Here is a 15,494-nt window from a genome sequence, read left to right as displayed (position 1 = left end):
TTCGGTTTGCGCCTGCGAAACCAGGCCACGATTCTTCGCACCAGCCGCACGGTGAATCCTTCCTTTCAGGAAAGCGCGAACTGTTCGGCGAGTATTCTGGCGAAGATGTCGTTTCCCTTGTCGGTGAAGTGACCCCTGTCCACGAAAAGCCAGTCCGCGGAAGTGGTGGCCTCGGCTATGAGGGGCGCTATCTCCAGAAAACGAATGTCGAGCTTCTCGCACACCGCGCGCAACACTTCGGCGTACTGCCGGCCGGCCTCGATGGTGCCGATCTCGCTGAACATCTCGTCCAGAGGGACGCCCAGGGTGGAGAGCTTGTCCAGCTCCTTGAACAGCAGGGCCTCCTGCTCGGCCGGCTCCCGCCGGATCCAGGGCGCCAGGGGGGTGAGCACATAGGACAGGCGCGCGCCACTCGCGGCGGCGAGCTGGCGCCAGCCGTCGAGATGCCGTTCGGTGAGGCCGCCGGCATGCGCGATGAGCTGATCGAGGTCGGCCTTCCTGGCCGGAGGTCTCGCGGCAGGGGGCTCCTCGCGGGGCGCGCGCCCCCACAGCCGCCTGCCTGGCCGACGGTGCCGCACGCGCAACTGCTCCATGAGCTCGAAGTACTCGTTGCAGTAGAAGAACGCTCCGTGCTCGCCGTGCAGCTCGGCCGGCAGCCTGGCCAGCAGCAGGTTGTTGACGCCCGAGAGGATGACGATCTCGTCGATCGGCGGCAGCAGATGCCGGTAGAGCAGCATCAGCATGAGTTCCTGCACGGAGTTGAAGCTGCGACCGCTGAAGTTGAGCCAGGGGATCGACGAGGCGTAGGTCGAGGACAGGTACGACGGGATGGTCGTGGCGTCGCTCGTGGCGCCGATACCCAGCGCCACCGAACTGCCGACGAACAGGCGCACCGCCCTTTCGCCCGTCCCCCCGTCGACGGCGACGCGCCCGTTGGCGCCATGGGTGAGCCTGAACCCGAACCTGTCGGTGTTCAGTACCTCCGATCGGTAGTTCGCATGGTTGAAGTACATGAGGTAAGGCAGGTAGCGGGTGTGGCCGCGATTGTCGAAGTCGTCGTACTGCTTCATCTGCGGGGTCAGCACATCGCGATGGAGCTTCACGCCGCCCCCTGCCTGCGCAGGGCGTCGACATAGACGTCGACCAGGTCGTCCACCGTGTCGACACCGGCCTCCCCCAGCCCGCCTTCGAAGGGGTCGACGCCCAGTTCGTCCTCAAGGACGATGGCCAGGCGTGCGAACACGATGGAGCTCACGCCGAGGTCGGTCAGAGTGTCTCTGCCTGCGACCTTCGGCGCGTTCACCCCCTCTTCCTCGAGGACCGCGGTGATCTCCTTGATGGCTACCGCCCTGACGTCTGACCTGCTGGGCATGCGGATCCTCCTCGACCGTCGATGAGATGGCGCCCGCCGGACGCCCGTTGGAATGCTCGAGTGGTGTGAGCTCAGCCCTTGGTGGCGATCGCGCGCACCGAGCTGACGTTGAGCTCGGTGACCTGGTGCTCTGCGATCCACTCTTCGCACACGCGCCTGACCTGCGTCTTGGCCGCCTCGCTCAACTCCGCCTCAAGGCTGCGCAGCCCACTGCCGTGCACGAGGGGCCACCACGAGCGCGGCGTGGGGAGATCGACGAGGGTCTCGTTCGTGGTGACCGCCACGTTGTCCACCCCCGCCTTCGCCAGCAGGTCGCGCAGCACGTCGGGATCCTCCGTCCGCGCCCACGGCATGAACGTGCCCATGCCCGGCTGCGCGGTGCGGCAGGCCTCGAGGAAGACGGGCAACACCGGGTCGAAGATCCTTTGCCCCATCGTGGTGATCGCGAGCCTGCCGCCTGGCCGTACGTACGACCAGAACGCGGAGAGAGTACGGACCATGTCACTGGCGAAGTAGATGCCGAGCGAGCAGTTCACGATGTCGAACGACTCCTCCCCCTGGGGCAGGGTGTCGACGTCGCCGCGCCGCAGGGTGACGTGGGGCCACGCGTGGGCGTCGACGCGCTCTCGTGCGATGGCGAGCATCTCGTCCAGGATGTCCACGCCCTCCACGTAGCCGTCCGTCCCCACTCGCTCCGCCAGGCGGACGGTCATCGGCCCAGGGCCGCAGCAGAAGTCGATCGCTCGCAGTCCTGAGCCCGGATCGAGCAGCGAGATCGTGTCGTCGGAAATGAATCCCCAGAAGTCCTCTGAGATGACGGCGTAATTCGTGGACGCCGAACTGTAGGTGGTGAGGGTGTCGAAGCTCTCCAGATCTTTGCTCACCGGCACTCCTCTTCTCGGAACAGGGTAAGCGACTATCAGATGTGACCGGATTCGTCTTTCGTGTTTCCCTCAGCGCCTTCGATGCTCCTATTACATGACTATGCGTGTCAAGAGTCTCATTTTCCGTGAGTTATTTCCCGTCTTCGCGGGACGCTTTATTGGTCTGACGCAATCGGTGACCCGTGGGACCGGTCTGACGATTGTGGCCGGCCCACCGAGGTCGCACGGTCTTCGTCCGGGGCCGAGATCAGCGGCTCGGACGTGCTGCGGGGATCGGGTGACCACGCCGAACATATGAGGGGATTCATCATTGAATGCACGTTCTGAAATGGTTTGTCACCAAGAAGAGCGGCAATCGGGCGACAGGAAGTATCGCCGCACCCGACCTGCAGTTCTGGGGAATCACACGCCTTTACCCGGCGATCCGCTGCAACAGGAGAAGAACCTGCTCCGAGCACGTGCCGCGACCTCGTGCGGGTGGCGCGATCTGGTCCGCCGTGAGCGCCCGGCCGCCGGACGGCAGTCGTCGATCGCTCCGCTCAGCGCTGGTGTGCCGCGCCATCCGGCACCGTCCACAAGACAATAGGGCCGTCGCAATCGATGCGGTCGGCGCCTGGTGGCGTAGACCCGATCGGGCCTTGGCTGCCCTGGACGGTGGAGACCCTAGGTCCGCGCCTGCCGGGACGTCTCGACATACGGCTGGAGCGCCTCTTCCAGCGCCTCGGGGTCGATCACGGTCATGGTCAGGCCTGGATGACGCACAAGCCCGGTCGGCTCCCCGCCGCGCACCGGCCGGTGGAAGGTCACGCAGGGCCCGCGTCCGGCGTTGGTGCCGAACGTCAGCCCTCGATCAACGAGCGAGAGATGAGGGCCGATGACCTTGAACGGCGTGTACGGTCCCGTCACCTCGACCGTGCGCAGGTTGTCCAGCCCGGTGGCGAGCTGCCGCCGGTACCCCCGATCGAAGTCGAATCCGAAGCGCGCCGGTTCCAGGCTCGTCATACGCCCTCTGCTGCCCGGACCTCTGGAGCGGAAACAACGCCCACCAAAGGTGTGAAGAAGCCCGCTGGTGGCAGCGGGTGGCCATGACGAGGCGACTGACTCACGATGAGATCGACACCGCGTTGGCCGCCCTGGGCGGCTGGCACCGGGAGGACGAGAGCCTGGCCAAGGACATCCCCGTCACGCCGGACGGCTACGACTGGTTGAGCGAGGCGGTGACCAACGAGGCCGAGGTGCTGGGCCGTACTCCCGAACTCCAGCGCACCCAGGACGGCCTGCGGGTGCGCCTCTCGACCCCGGACGCCGGCGGGGTCACCGCGCACGCCGTCGGAGGCTTCCAGCACGGTCATCGGCACGCCCGAACGGCGCAACCGCACCGCACACGCCAAACCGGCCGATCCCCCACCGACCACGATCACCGGTTGTCCGCTCATGACGCCTGCCGGCGTTGTTTCAGCTCGGCCTCGGCGACATGGCGGCGGCCGTCCGTCGGGTGGTCGCGTACCTCGGACTCAAGGGCGCGGAGCACCCCGACCGGATCCCCTGCGTACCGGCCTGGCGGCCGACATCCCAGAACGCCCTCCACGCGGTAGCCGCCCGGCTCCGCGACAGTCCGGCCGACAGTCAAGCACGGGACATCTCCCCGGCACTCGGTCGCGGAGTCCAAGCAGGTGCGCAGCCGCGCGGTGAGTCGGCGCCTCAGCGCACCGGTCGAACGACGCAAGTCCGGCGTCCGTTCAAGAGGCCCGGCAGCTGGCCGATCACGGTTGGCGGTCTTCGCCCACCGGTGTCGGCTCCGGGGTGCCGCGCAGCCGGTCCAGGTAGCGCATGACGGGCGTGGCGGTGATGCCGTGCAGTACCACCGAGGCCAGCACCGTGAAGGCGACCACCGCCCACAACTCCTGCGCCGGTACGCCGAAGTCGGCATGCCCCAGCGCGTAGGCCAGGTAGTACACCGAGCCGATCCCCCGGATGCCGAACACCGAGATGACGGCCCGCTCGCGTGGACCTGCCGGGCCGCGCAGCTGGGCCAGCCAGCCGGTCAGCGGACGTACGACGAGCAGCAGCAGGAGCGCGAGCGCCGCGCCCTGCCAGGTGAGCGCGGCCAGCCCGCCCGCCGCGACGAAACCGCCGAGCAGGAGCAGGAGCCAGGCGGTGAACAACCGCTCGATCTGCTCGATGAAGCCGTGCAGGACGCCGTTGTAGCCGTGGTCGCGCTCTGCGTTGCGGATCGTACAGGCGGTCACGAACACGGCGATGAAGCCGTAGCCCTGCGCCAGCTCGGTCAGCCCGTAGGCGAGGAAGGTGGCCGCGATGGCGACGAAGCCGTCGCGGTGCTCGGCCAGGCGCAGGTTCTCGGTGCCGACATGGAAGAACAGGCGGCCGAGCAGCCGACCGATCACCAGCCCGCCGACCACTCCCGCGGCCACCCGGTAGAGCACATCGGTCAGCGCCCACTCCCCGGCCCAGGCCAGGCCGCCCACCGAGGCGAGCGCGATGGCCGCGTAGACCACGGGAAAGGCCAGGCCGTCGTTCAGCCCCGCCTCCGAGGTCAGTGCGAAGCGGACCTCGTCGTCGGTGTTCTCCGCGTCCACCGGCTCGCCGACCTGTACGTCCGAGGCCAGGACGGGGTCGGTGGGGGCGAGCACCGCGCCGAGCAGCAGGGCCGCCGCCACGGGCCAGCCCAGCAACCAGAACGCCAGCAGCGCGACCGCGCCGATGGTCAGCGGCATCGTCCAGCCGAGCAGCCGCCAGGTCGACGACCAACGGCGCAGGCCGACACGGCGGTTGAGCGCCAGGCCCGCGCCCATCAGCGAGATGACCACGCAGATCTCGGTGACGTGCTCAAGGGCGGCCCGGTGTGCGACGGGGTCGGGCCCGGCCAGCGGCACCGGCAGCCAGAACAGCAGCATCCCACCGATCAGGCAGGCCAAGGGGAGAGAGAAGGGCAGACGGCGCAGCACCCCGGGCAGCACCGCCGCCATGAGGGCGCCGACACCGGCCAGGGCAAAGACGAGATCGACATTGGTCACCCGGACCTTCCTGCCCCGCTGACCGAAAACCTGCCCGGCAACGGCCAAGTCGGGAAACCGGGCCGGATGTCGCCCAGGCGGGAGGTGCGTCATCGGCGAAACCTCGGGGACGAGCTGCCCCATGGCATACCAGCCCGCCCCCGAGCACCGGCGTCCCGAGCACGCCGACGACACCACCGTGCGGGCCGCGGGCAAGCTGACCGAGGCGCTGGAGCTGGTCGAGCGGGCCCGTGGGCATCTGTACGCCTTCCATCAGCTCACCGGCCGGGCCGACCGCGCGCTGGATGCGGTGACAGACCTGCTGGAGCGGGCCGGGCAGGGCGAACTGGCCGACCGGATCCGCCGTGACCTGGTCGGCGGAAGATCGGCGCCCTCAGGTCGGCCTGAACGGCGCTGCGGGCCGCTGTCCTGCGATGGGAGGCCCGAGTGGCTCAAGGTGAGCCCGGATCGCGGGTACCGCCGTGATCGGTGTCAGCCGCCATGGTCTGCGTACGCGCCTGCGCGACCTGCTGCATGATGCGGCGGGCCCCGCACTCCTCGGCGGTGGCGTACGCCTGCGCGGCCAGCGCCGCCGTGTCCTCCCGTCGCCCCTGCGCGGCGGCGATGTAGATCAGTCCAACCTGGTTGGCCGCGACCGCCGCCCACAGCCCGAGCTCCCGGCACAGCCGTACGGCTGCCTCAAAATGCTCGCGGGCGGCGTCCAGCCGACCTGCGGCATGGTCGGCGATCCCCAGGTGCCGGAGCACTTCCCACTGGGTGTGCCGGTCGCCTGACGCCGTGGCCAGGTCGTACGACCGCTCCAGGAGAGGAACGGCGCGGTCGGGGTCGTTCCGGACGACCTGCTGGAAACAGCCCTCCCAGAACACCGAAGCCGCCTCGCCCGCCGCGTCACCCAGCGTCCGGTAGAGGCGGGTCGCACGCTCGAACAGCGCCAGCTCGCCCGGGTCCTCGCATCGCTCCTCGAGGAACCGCGCGTGCAGGATCCGGCCCCTGGCCAGGGCGAGATCGGCTTCCAGCTTGTCCAGCTCCCGCTCCGCCGCTGTCAGCTCACCGGCCTCGCCGACGAAGACAGCCTGCTCGTACGCCAGTGCGGCCCTCTCAAGGCTTGCTTCCATGCCTGCCTCGCTCATCTCGGTGATGCCCCGCGTTCCGGCCCGACACGACCGTACGCCGATTTCACGGGCCGGTCCCGGCGAGAGCGCGGCAGAGACCGGTCGCGGGAGCAGGCGATCCGCACCGGTACTCCTCGGGAAGCGCGTTGCCGCCGGTCCCCCGTGCGCCTCGGGATCCGGCGCACTGCGCGGTGTTCGGCGGCGTCACCCACTCCGCTCGCGTGCTCGGTCCAGCACCGCTGCGGCGCGACGCGTTCGGCGGCTTCTCACACGGCGGGCTCGTCCTGCAGGGCGCGTTCGGCGGCCTCCAGCAAGCTCGCGACATGCGACGTCGCCCCCTCGGCCACAGGCGTCTCCCCGAACCCGCTCTCCGGCTCGTACGACACGTCCAGATTGGCCGCCACCAGCCGCCGCGCCCACCGCATCGCCGTGTTCACCTTCTGTACGGGCGGCGTCCGGCCTTGCGCGATCGCCGAGAGGTTACGCAGGTTCGTCGCCGGCCCCGATTGGCCGTGCTCCCTGCGTACCTTCCACGGCAACGCGCCTCGATGATCCATCATCGCCTTGGCCAGCCCCGCCGCCCGCTTCGCCTGCAACACGCCGGACTCGCTGACCCCGAAATACACCGCGATCTCATGAACCGTCCGCCCCTCGGCGACAAGCCTCTCCAGCTCCTCCCGATCGATCACCGCCTTGCGCCCCAACCGCCACCTCCGCCTCGCCCCGCCTAATCGCTTTGATGTGCGCAGGCCCCTCTGATGTGCGCTAAGGTTATGACGTCTCCCCACGAGGGAGGCAACAAAAACCGGGACGTAGCGCAGCTTGGTAGCGCACTTGACTGGGGGTCAAGGGGTCGCAGGTTCAAATCCTGTCGTCCCGACCAGGAAGTTACTGGTCGACAAGGGTGTCACCTTCAGAGGTGGCACCCTTTCGCATTGCCGGGCGATCAATTGAGTGACCATCGCTTGAGCAGCTTGCCCATCGCCGCAACCCATTCGTCCCAGGTGTGTGGTGGTGATGCGCCCGCCGTACGAGGCAATGGAGCGACGCGACCCGGGCGCCGGACACCACACCCACCCCCCTAAACCAAGGGGCGTAAGCCACAACCCTACGTCCAGAGACTTTCTCACCCGCTCGGGCGCTGCGATGCTGGAGGTCTGAATCCTTCCTGGGAGGCAGGCGTTGACCCACGTCGTGCGCGCGGCCGACGGCAGGCAGTTGGCGGTTGAGGTCAGGGGGCAACCCGAGGGGCGGGCTGTCGTGTTCATGCACGGCACGCCGGGCAGCCGCCTGGGGCCGGTGCCGAGGAGTGGGCTGCTCTATCGCCTGGGCGTCAAGCTGATCACGTTCGACCGCCCGGGGTACGGCGGGTCGGAGCGGGACACGGGACGCACGGTGGGCGACGTCGCGGCCGATGTGGAGGCGATCGCCGATGCGCTGGGGGTCAGGCGGTTCGCGGTCGTGGGCCGGTCGGGAGGGGGGCCGCACGCGCTGGCGTGCGCCGCGTTGCTGCCGGCCAGGGTGACGAGGGCGGCGGTGCTGGTGGGGCTGGCGCCGCGCTGGGCCGACGGGCTCGACTGGTTCGACGGGATGACCGATTCGAACGTCGACGAGTACGTCACCGCGATGGCGGGCAGGGGAAGGCTGGCCGCGCGGCTCGGGCCGACGGCCGAGGCGATCAAGGCCGACCCCAGGCACCTGGTGCGTGAGCTGTACCGGGAGTTGCCCGAGGCCGATCGACGCGTGGTGGCCGACACCGGGATCAGGACGATGATGGTGGAGAACTTCGCCGAGGCGGTACGCCTGTCGGCGGACGGCTGGATCGACGACGCGCTGGCGTTCTGCGCGCCGTGGGGGTTCGACGTGGGCTCGATCACGGTGCCGACGCTGCTGTGGCACGGCGAGAACGACGTGTTCTCGCCGATCGGGCACTCCCGCTGGCTGAACGACCGCATCGCCTCCTCGACCTTGCGCGTGCAGGCGGACGGCGCGCACTTCGCCGCCCTGGACGTGCTCCCGGACGTGCTCCCCTGGCTGACGGAGTCACGCCTATGAGCTGGGAGCGGCGAACGTGACGAAAAAGATCTCCGCTTATGGAGTCGGCTTGGCGCGTGCTCTGGAAGGATGCAGTCTCAGCCTGGCGTTGTAGCAGTGAGCCGTCAGTGACAGGACGAGAAGAAAGCCCCCGGTAGGGAGACAACGTGAGTAAGGCCCAGGCCAGTGATGGCAGGGAGCTCGCCTTCGAGGTGCGCGGTCATCCCACGGGCACGCCGGTCTTCCTGCTGCACGGCACCCCTGGCAGCAAGCGCGGCCCGCTGCCGCGTAGCTCACTGCTGTACAAACTGGGCGTACGGCTGATCACCTACGACCGGCCCGGATACGGCGACTCCGCACGCCACCGGGGCCGCACGGTCGCCGACGCGGCGGCCGACGTCGAGGCGATCGCCGACGAGCTGGGGCTGGGCAGGTTCGCCGTCGCGGGCCGTTCGGGCGGCGGGCCGCACGCGCTGGCGTGCGCGGCGCTGCTGCCGCACCGGGCGTCGAGGGTGGCGGCGCTGGTGCCGCTGGCGCCGCTGCAGGGCGGCATGGGCGAGCAACGCTGGTTCGAGGGCATGAACGACTCCAACCGCACCGCCTACACCGACGCCCTGAAACGCGAGGGCCTGATCACCAGGCGGCTGACCCAGTCGGCGCGCAGCATCATGGACGACCCGCTGCACATCGTGCAGGGCATCTACAACGACCTCAGCCCGGCCGACAAGGCCGTGATCGGCGACGCGGGCATCAAGCAGCACCTGGTGGAAAACTACCGGGAGGCGCTGAAGCAGTCGGCGGACGGCTGGATCGACGACGTGACGGCGTTCACGCAGGCGTGGGGGTTCGAGCCGGGCGCGATCGAGGTGCCGACGATGTTGTGGCACGGGCTCGACGACCAGTTCTCACCGGTGGGCCACTCGCGCTGGCTGGCCGAGCAGATCAGCGGCAGGCGCCTGACCCTGCACATCGTGCCCGGTGCCACGCACTTCAACGCACTCGGCGTCTTCCCCGACCTGCTGCCCTGGCTGGTGGAGGACCTCAAACAGGAGCACCTGGTCGGCAGGTGACACCCCGCCTCACCAAGGCCCGTCTCGCCAAGGCCCGTCTCACCAAGGCTGAGGCTCCAGGTCGCAGTCCACTCGGCGCCAGTCGCGCACCGCGGCGACATGCGGATGCTCGTCGCCCAGACGCTGGACGAGGGCCTGCAGGGCGCGTTCGCGGGTCTGGTTGGCCTCGGCCATCTGCCCGCTGCCGCGCAGCGTGATGGCCAGCCCGGCGGCGCAGGCCAGGGTGTCGGGATGCTCGGGCAGCATGACGTCACGGAGTACGGCGAGCGTCTCGCGTCCGAGCTTCTCCGCCTCACCGAACTCGCCGAGATCGCCCAGGCAGTTGGCGAGGTTGACCGCGCACGACAGCGTGAACGGATGCTGCTCGCCGACCGCCTCGCGCAGCCCTTCCAGCGTGGTCTGACCGAGCTCCCTGGCCTCGCTCAGCCGCATCAGCCCGCGCAGGAACACCACGATGTTCCCGGCGGCGGCCAGCGTGAACGGATGGCGGTCGCCGAGCTGGCCGCGGTAGCGCTGCAGGGCGTCCTCGCCGAGCCGCAGCGCCCGGTCGTTGTCGCCGATCGCGGCATGACAGCAGGCCAGTTCGAGTACGGAGGCCGCCAGGTCGGTCGAGCGCACGCCGTACCTCTGCTCGTAGCGGTCGTAGACGTCCTGGGCGGCCTCAAGGGCGAGTTCGTGCCGCCCGGCCTTGCGCAGGGAGGCGGCCAGGCTCTTGGCGACGCGCAGGGTGAGCAGCAGGTCGGGGCCGAGCACCTTGCGGTAGCGGGCGAGGGTCGGGCCGAGCATGGAGATCGACGCCTGGTAGTCGCCGATCTCGCGCAGGTCGCGGCCGAGGCTGCCTTCGGAGTAGAGCGTGTCGGGGTTGTCGGGGTCGCGCAGGGCACGCCTGCGCAGCACGTCGCTGTCGGTGCGGTGCGCCTCGTAGACCTGGCCGACCAGGCGCAGTGACACGGCCATGTTGTTGGCCGCCGCCAGGGTGCGCGGCTGGTCCTCGCCGAGCAGGTCCTTGAAGCGTTCGTAGGCGTCGCGCGCCTGCTCCAGGCTTTCGCCGAAACGGCCGAGCGCACGCAGGTCGGCGGCCAGGCCGCCCGCGGTCATGAGCGTGTCGATGTGCTGCTCGCCGAGGTCGGCCTGCCGTGCCTGGCGTTCCAGGACGTCCCTGTCGCTGTCGAGGGCGTCGGCGAAACGCTCCAGCGAGCGCAGCACGTTGGAGACCTGCTGGCGCAGGCGCAGCACCTGGATGTCGTCGGGGCCGAGGCGCTCGGTCCACTGCCTGGTCAGCGTCTCGCCGAGGGCCAGGGCGGTGTCGAACTCGCCACGCAGCCACTGGTAGCGCACGCGCTCGATGAGCAGGTCACGGGTGTCCTCCTCCTCGCACAGCGCGGCGCGCGAGGGCAGCAGGTGCGGCCACAGCTGGTCGTACCTGCCCCAGTTGACCGGCTCGTCGGCGTCGCCGAACTCCAGACCTGGACGGCCGCCGACGAGGATCTTGTGTACCTCGTGGCAGGCGGTGTCCTGCTCCTCGGGCGTCATCTTGGAGCGCACGACCATCTGCACCAGGCGGTGCATCTGGAAGGTGTCGCTGGCCTGGTCGACCTTGGCCAGGGCAAGCAGGGTGATCTCGCGGACGACCTGACCGAGCATGGCGCTGCTCTTGAGCCTGGAGTCCAGCTTGACCAGCGCGTTGGCCATGGCCTTGCCCTGGACCATCGACTTGTTCGGGATCGGCTCGGGTGCGAAGAACGAGCAGATCTGCAGCAGCCTGATCGCGGCGGGCGAGCGCTCGCGCAGCCGGTCGAGCGACAGGTTCCAGGTGACGGCGGCGGGCAGCGGGTAGTCGTCGGGCTGGCTGAGCGTGGAGGCGGGCTCCTGCTCCAGCCTGCCGATGTACTCGTCGACGGGCATGCCGCTCTGGCTCAGCCAGGCCGCGGCCTGCTCGATGGCGAGCGGCAGGTCGCCGAGTGCGGCCGAGACCTGGTCGGCACGGTCCCTGGCCAGGCCCTGCACCCGGCGCAGCAGGTGCGAGACGGACTCCTCGCGGGTGAACACGTCGACTTCGAGCGGGGCCATCGTGGCCTGCCAGTCGGGGTTGCGCGAGGTGACGAGCACGTGGCCGACACCCTGGGCGCTGGTGAACTGGCGCAGCGCGTCGGGCCCTTCGGCGTTGTCGAAGATGAGCAGCCAGCGGGCGTAACCGGTGCCCCTGCGCAGCGCCTCCCGCACCTGGGCGGCGGCCTCGGCGACATTCTCGCCGACGCTGACGCCGAGCTTGACGGCATGCTTGCCGAGCTCGGCGAACGCCGAGTTGATCAGGTCGGTCTGCTCGGCGCCGATCCACCACACCAGGTCGTAGTCGGCCCTGAAGCGGTGGGCGTACTCCAGCGCGACCTGCGTCTTGCCGACGCCGCCGAGCCCGTGCAGGGTGGCGCGGTGCGGCACGACGACCGTGGTGCTGCCGCCGACGAGCTGGTCGCGCAGACGCTCAAGGACGATGCTGCGGCCGGTGAAGGCGGTGTTGCGCGTCTCGACGTTCCACACCTCGGGCTCGGTCGCGGGAAAGCGCACGCCGATGGCCGCGGCCCCGGCATGCGAGGCGTACTGCCCCTGGCGTCCCATCGCGCGCAGCACCGCCTCGATGGCCTGGCGCTCGCCCAGCCGGTCGAGGTTGACGACGTCCTGCTCGGCGTACGGCGAGCTGAGGCGGGTCGCGGTGACGCTGAAGGCGACGACGCTGCGCCGTACGCCTCCGACGCTGGGCGCCACCAGCGCCTCCCAGACCATCTGCGCCTCGGGCGAGCGCAGGTAGGCGGCCGACAACACAGGTACGGTACGGCTGACGGTGCCCCTGGCGGCCTGCTCCAGCAGGTCGGCGGCGTCGGCGGCCTGGTCCAGCCCGTAGCGCAGGACGCGGAAGCCGGCCCTGCCGAGCACGCCCGCGAGCCAGTCGGCCCAGAGCCTGTCCTCGGAGACGTAGCTGATGTGCACGTCCTGCACGGGGGCGGGCCTGCGGATGAAGCCGTCGAGCACCCGCAGCCGCGTCTCCTCGTCGAGTGCGGGCAGCGAGGTGATCGCGCCCTGGGTGATGGCGCCGGTGAGGCGCTCGAAGGCGCTGAGCATCGAGGAGGGCAGGCCCGGCTGGTCGCCGAAGCTGGCCAGCGTCTCCTCGAAGGCGTAGAAGGGCTGGTAGGGGATCTCGATCGAGCCCCAGTAGCGTGCGGCCTCGTCGGGGGTCGCGCCGGTGGGGAAGCCGTCGAACAGGCTGCGGGCCAGTGCCCTGCCCGCGTCGAGCTTCTCCTTCTCGTTGTTCTCGATGCGCATGGGGACGGGCAGGATGCGGATGCCCCTGTCCTTGTAGCGCTGGGCGATGTGCCTGGCGACGTCGGCCGCGCCCTCGGCGCTCTGGCTGCTGAAGGTGAAGCAGTCGACGAGCGTGTCGGGGAAGTGCACGGTGCAGATGTCGGCGATGTCGCTGTGGCCGGTGCGGCTGTCGAGCAGGATGTAGTCGTAGTTGGCGCGCATGTCGGCGCGCAGCGCGTCGAGGAACTGCCCGCCGCCGAGCCGCTCGTAGAAGTTGTCCCAGTCGAAGGTGGACACCAGCGAGGAGTAGTCGCGGTTCTGCTTGCCCGCCGAGACCAGGTCGATGGTGCCGTGGCCGGGGAAGCGGTCCCACGACAGCGAGACGGCGAACGTGGTGACCTGGGCGTAGGACAGGTGCCAGTCGGCGGGCCTGCGCTCGTTGCCCGCGGCGGCCCAGGCGTACTCGGTGATCATCTCGATGACGCCGGGGGTGGCGGCGACGGCCTCGCTGTCGAGGAAGGGGTGGAAGAACTTGTGCAGTCCCGGCGATTCCAGGTCCCAGTCGACGACGAGGACGCGCATGCCGTTGGCGGCGAGGATCCAGGCGGTGTTGGCCAGGGCCATGGTGCGGCCGGTGCCGCCCTTGTAGGAGTAGAAGGTGACGATGTGACCCTGGGGGACGTCAGTCATCGTATTCCTCCGTGTCCGCCGCGGCGTCTGGGCGGATCAGCCGCGGGCGCTCGACCACCCGGCCTTCCGGGGGGAAGACCTGGGCGTGCTTGAGGTAGTGCATGCTCGCCACGTGGATGACCTCGGGCAGAGCGTCGTGCAGGGACTCCGGTGTGGGCAGGCCGCCGGCGGCGCTTCTGAGCGCGATGGCCCCTTCGGTGAGCCTGCGGTGCAGGACCCCCTCCAGGAGTGATCTCAGCCTACCCTCGTCGCGCCTGATATCGGGGTCGTCCGGGTTCCACGGCACCAGGACGTTGATCCACGGCCGGTCCATGGCGACGAACCTGGCTAGTTTGTCGCGAAGGTCGGGGTCCAGCATCGCCCTGGGGTCCACCAGCAGCAGGCCGGGCGAGGTGGGCGTCTTGTCGGCGATGAGGGTTTCGGCCTCGTCGGCGAAGTCGGCGACCGACGGCCGGAAGTTGCGCTGCTCGGCGAGTTCGGCGACGCGCTCGGCGATCGGCGTGCGACGGCCGCGCCCGGCGTAGGGGTCCCAGTCCTGGGGCACGGCCTCGACGGAGGCGACGTAGACGCGCAGCGGGTAGGGATGCGGGTGGTCGGCGAAGGCGTTGGGCACACGGCCGCGCACGAGTGGCCCCGAGTGCTGCGCCCGTCCGGTGCGGCCGGTCTCGACCAGCCCTCGGGCCAGGCGCGAGACGCTGCGCCGGTAGGAGTCGCGAAAGCGCGTGAGCTTCATCATCCCGTAGAGCCCCCGGGTGAGGTAGTCGGCGCCGTACTCCTCGGGGGCGAACCTGACGCCGCGCGCGGCGCCGGGCAGCCGCCCGCGCTCGACCGGCGACCACAGGGCGGGCACGATGAGGCTGTGCCCACGGCCGGCGGCGAAGGCCGACCACTGCCGCCCGCACTCCTCGCTGCCGAAGTAGTCGCGCGAGTAGAGAGGCACGAAAACCCGGCACACGGTGAGCGCCTCGCGCACCGCGTTGGGCAGATCCGCGGCCCTCGGCCCGGTGTCCATGAAGCCCGGCACCGAACGGTCGGGAAGCAGCGCGGCGACCTCGGCGCAGAGGTCCTCGAACAATCGCGACTCCCACAGTCCGGGCTGCGGCGTGCGGGCATAGCTGAGGAAGAAGTACGGCGGGCGGTCACCGGCTCTGCTCATTGGCATAATCCTCAGGGTCCGACGTATCCCTCATGGTAAAGAGTGAAACGCCGTTGCGGGCGTCGCCGGTAAAGTCATCTGTTCTTCGCCAGCCATTCCGTGGCGAAGTCGACCGCTTCGGTCAGTTTCACTGTCAGGCGTGCCGCCCTTCCCACCGTCCCTTTTCCCACGAGTCCCGCGCGTCGCATCGCGGCGCCGATCCGGGTGAAAGGACTTTCGTCGAGCACGACGTCCTCGTACTCCGTCCAGCCGCCGGGCACGACGCACCGGTAGGCGCGCCTGGGCGGGTCCCGGCGGTAGCGGTACTCCGCCAGATGGAAGGCGCTGCACGCCTCGAAGCCGACGCCGACCAGCACGACGGTGGCGCCGGAGCCGTACATGCGGCCCAGCGGCGAGCGCTCGCCGAGATGGCAGTCGAGGGCGTGCCCCTCGGTCAGGTGTGCGGCGGCGGGGCCGACGGCGGCGAAGGAGGTCTGCGGGTGCGCGCTGCGCCGGGCCCCCGGCCTGGTCCTGACCGTCTCGGGGAAGGCGCCGAGCGCGGCGGGCGTGCTCGCGGGGTCGAAGGCGGGCATGGCCAGCCGGTGCCGTTCGGCCTGCTCGGGCGTCATGTGGGCCACCGCGCGCAGGTAGGCGCGTGAGGTGTCGGAGTTGCCCGGGGTGAAGGTGGGCACGACCAGGGTGCCGTGCTCGCCGAGCAGGCCGAGCATGGCGTCGGCCAGGGCGTGCGCGCCGCCTTCCAGGCCGCCGATCGCGCGTAGCGAGACGTGCGCGAGCACGGTGGCGCCCGGCCGCACTCCCGCCGCGCGCAGGTCCGCACGCAGGGCCCCGTCGCCGGTCACCGGCC

The 15,494-nt window shown here is 69.9% G+C and carries 13 protein-coding genes, 1 tRNA gene and 2 pseudogenes; 5 read left to right on the top strand and 11 right to left on the bottom strand.

Annotated features, from left to right (window positions below; all coding sequences use genetic code 11):
- Positions 1-65 precede the first annotated feature (65 nt).
- The 4 genes from ACTWNK_RS16380 to ACTWNK_RS16365 all read right to left on the bottom strand — a co-directional run bounded on the left by ACTWNK_RS16380 (position 66) and on the right by ACTWNK_RS16365 (position 3,258).
- A complete protein-coding gene (locus ACTWNK_RS16380) occupies positions 66-1,103 on the bottom strand; it encodes a hypothetical protein (protein ID WP_474304829.1) in 1,038 nt (345 codons plus the stop codon).
- Entirely contained in the window at positions 1,100-1,372 is a 273-nt protein-coding gene (locus tag ACTWNK_RS16375; RefSeq protein ID WP_474304828.1) for an acyl carrier protein, read from the bottom strand. Before ACTWNK_RS16375 ends, ACTWNK_RS16380 begins: the two co-directional genes overlap by 4 nt.
- A 71-nt stretch (positions 1,373-1,443) precedes the next feature.
- Positions 1,444-2,256: a class I SAM-dependent methyltransferase gene (locus tag ACTWNK_RS16370; protein ID WP_474304827.1), complete on the bottom strand. Its 813-nt coding sequence runs from the start codon at positions 2,254-2,256 to the stop codon at positions 1,444-1,446.
- 663 nt (positions 2,257-2,919) lie between these two features.
- The gene (locus tag ACTWNK_RS16365; RefSeq protein ID WP_474304826.1) at positions 2,920-3,258 is read right to left on the bottom strand and encodes a hypothetical protein; all 339 of its coding nucleotides are present in this window, start codon (positions 3,256-3,258) and stop codon (positions 2,920-2,922) included.
- Positions 3,259-3,341: 83 nt separating this feature from the next.
- Between ACTWNK_RS16365 and ACTWNK_RS16360 the strand changes: the two are divergent.
- A pseudogene (locus ACTWNK_RS16360) lies at positions 3,342-3,566 on the top strand (hypothetical protein); the annotation flags it as partial.
- Positions 3,567-3,617: 51 nt separating this feature from the next.
- Here ACTWNK_RS16360 and ACTWNK_RS16355 read toward each other — a convergent pair.
- Positions 3,618-3,692: pseudogene (locus tag ACTWNK_RS16355) on the bottom strand (FAD-binding protein); the annotation flags it as partial.
- A 327-nt stretch (positions 3,693-4,019) separates the two neighbouring features.
- Positions 4,020-5,291, bottom strand: coding sequence for a cation:proton antiporter (locus ACTWNK_RS16350; protein ID WP_474304825.1), 1,272 nt, complete (start codon positions 5,289-5,291; stop codon positions 4,020-4,022).
- 121 nt (positions 5,292-5,412) lie between these two features.
- On the opposite strand from ACTWNK_RS16350, the gene ACTWNK_RS16345 reads away from it, so the two are divergent.
- Complete coding sequence (locus ACTWNK_RS16345; protein ID WP_474304824.1) at positions 5,413-5,808, top strand: hypothetical protein; 396 nt, start codon at positions 5,413-5,415, stop codon at positions 5,806-5,808.
- Here the strand turns inward: ACTWNK_RS16345 and ACTWNK_RS16340 are convergent.
- Complete coding sequence (locus ACTWNK_RS16340) at positions 5,723-6,406, bottom strand: tetratricopeptide repeat protein (protein ID WP_474304823.1); 684 nt, start codon at positions 6,404-6,406, stop codon at positions 5,723-5,725. The genes ACTWNK_RS16345 and ACTWNK_RS16340 overlap by 86 nt on opposite strands.
- 263 nt (positions 6,407-6,669) lie before the next feature.
- Positions 6,670-7,107 (bottom strand): hypothetical protein, encoded by a 438-nt coding sequence (locus ACTWNK_RS16335; protein ID WP_474304822.1) that lies wholly within the window; start codon positions 7,105-7,107, stop codon positions 6,670-6,672.
- 102 nt (positions 7,108-7,209) lie between these two features.
- Between ACTWNK_RS16335 and ACTWNK_RS16330 the strand changes: the two genes are divergently transcribed.
- The 3 genes from ACTWNK_RS16330 (at position 7,210) to ACTWNK_RS16320 (ending at position 9,507) form a co-directional block, all read left to right on the top strand.
- Positions 7,210-7,286, top strand: a tRNA-Pro gene (locus ACTWNK_RS16330).
- A 299-nt stretch (positions 7,287-7,585) separates the two neighbouring features.
- Positions 7,586-8,458 carry an alpha/beta fold hydrolase gene (locus ACTWNK_RS16325; RefSeq protein WP_474304821.1) on the top strand — a complete coding sequence of 291 codons (873 nt, stop codon included), beginning with the start codon at positions 7,586-7,588 and terminating at the stop codon, positions 8,456-8,458.
- A 146-nt stretch (positions 8,459-8,604) separates the two neighbouring features.
- Positions 8,605-9,507 carry an alpha/beta fold hydrolase gene (locus ACTWNK_RS16320; protein ID WP_474304820.1) on the top strand — a complete coding sequence of 301 codons (903 nt, stop codon included), beginning with the start codon at positions 8,605-8,607 and terminating at the stop codon, positions 9,505-9,507.
- A 39-nt stretch (positions 9,508-9,546) separates the two neighbouring features.
- Here ACTWNK_RS16320 and fxsT read toward each other — a convergent pair whose 3' ends face one another.
- The 3 genes from fxsT to ACTWNK_RS16305 form a co-directional block, all read right to left on the bottom strand.
- Entirely contained in the window at positions 9,547-13,494 is a 3,948-nt protein-coding gene (fxsT, locus tag ACTWNK_RS16315) for an FxSxx-COOH system tetratricopeptide repeat protein (protein ID WP_474304819.1), read from the bottom strand.
- The gene (locus ACTWNK_RS16310; RefSeq protein WP_474304818.1) at positions 13,487-14,650 is read right to left on the bottom strand and encodes a TIR-like protein FxsC; all 1,164 of its coding nucleotides are present in this window, start codon (positions 14,648-14,650) and stop codon (positions 13,487-13,489) included. The genes fxsT and ACTWNK_RS16310 overlap by 8 nt, the downstream gene beginning before the upstream one ends.
- A gap of 74 nt (positions 14,651-14,724) precedes the next feature.
- Complete coding sequence (locus tag ACTWNK_RS16305; protein WP_474304817.1) at positions 14,725-15,489, bottom strand: AAC(3) family N-acetyltransferase; 765 nt, start codon at positions 15,487-15,489, stop codon at positions 14,725-14,727.
- Positions 15,490-15,494: the final 5 nt, after the last annotated feature.

This window comes from Nonomuraea sp. IBHARD001, assembly GCF_056106265.1.
This window is presented reverse-complemented; position numbering and strand designations above follow the sequence as displayed.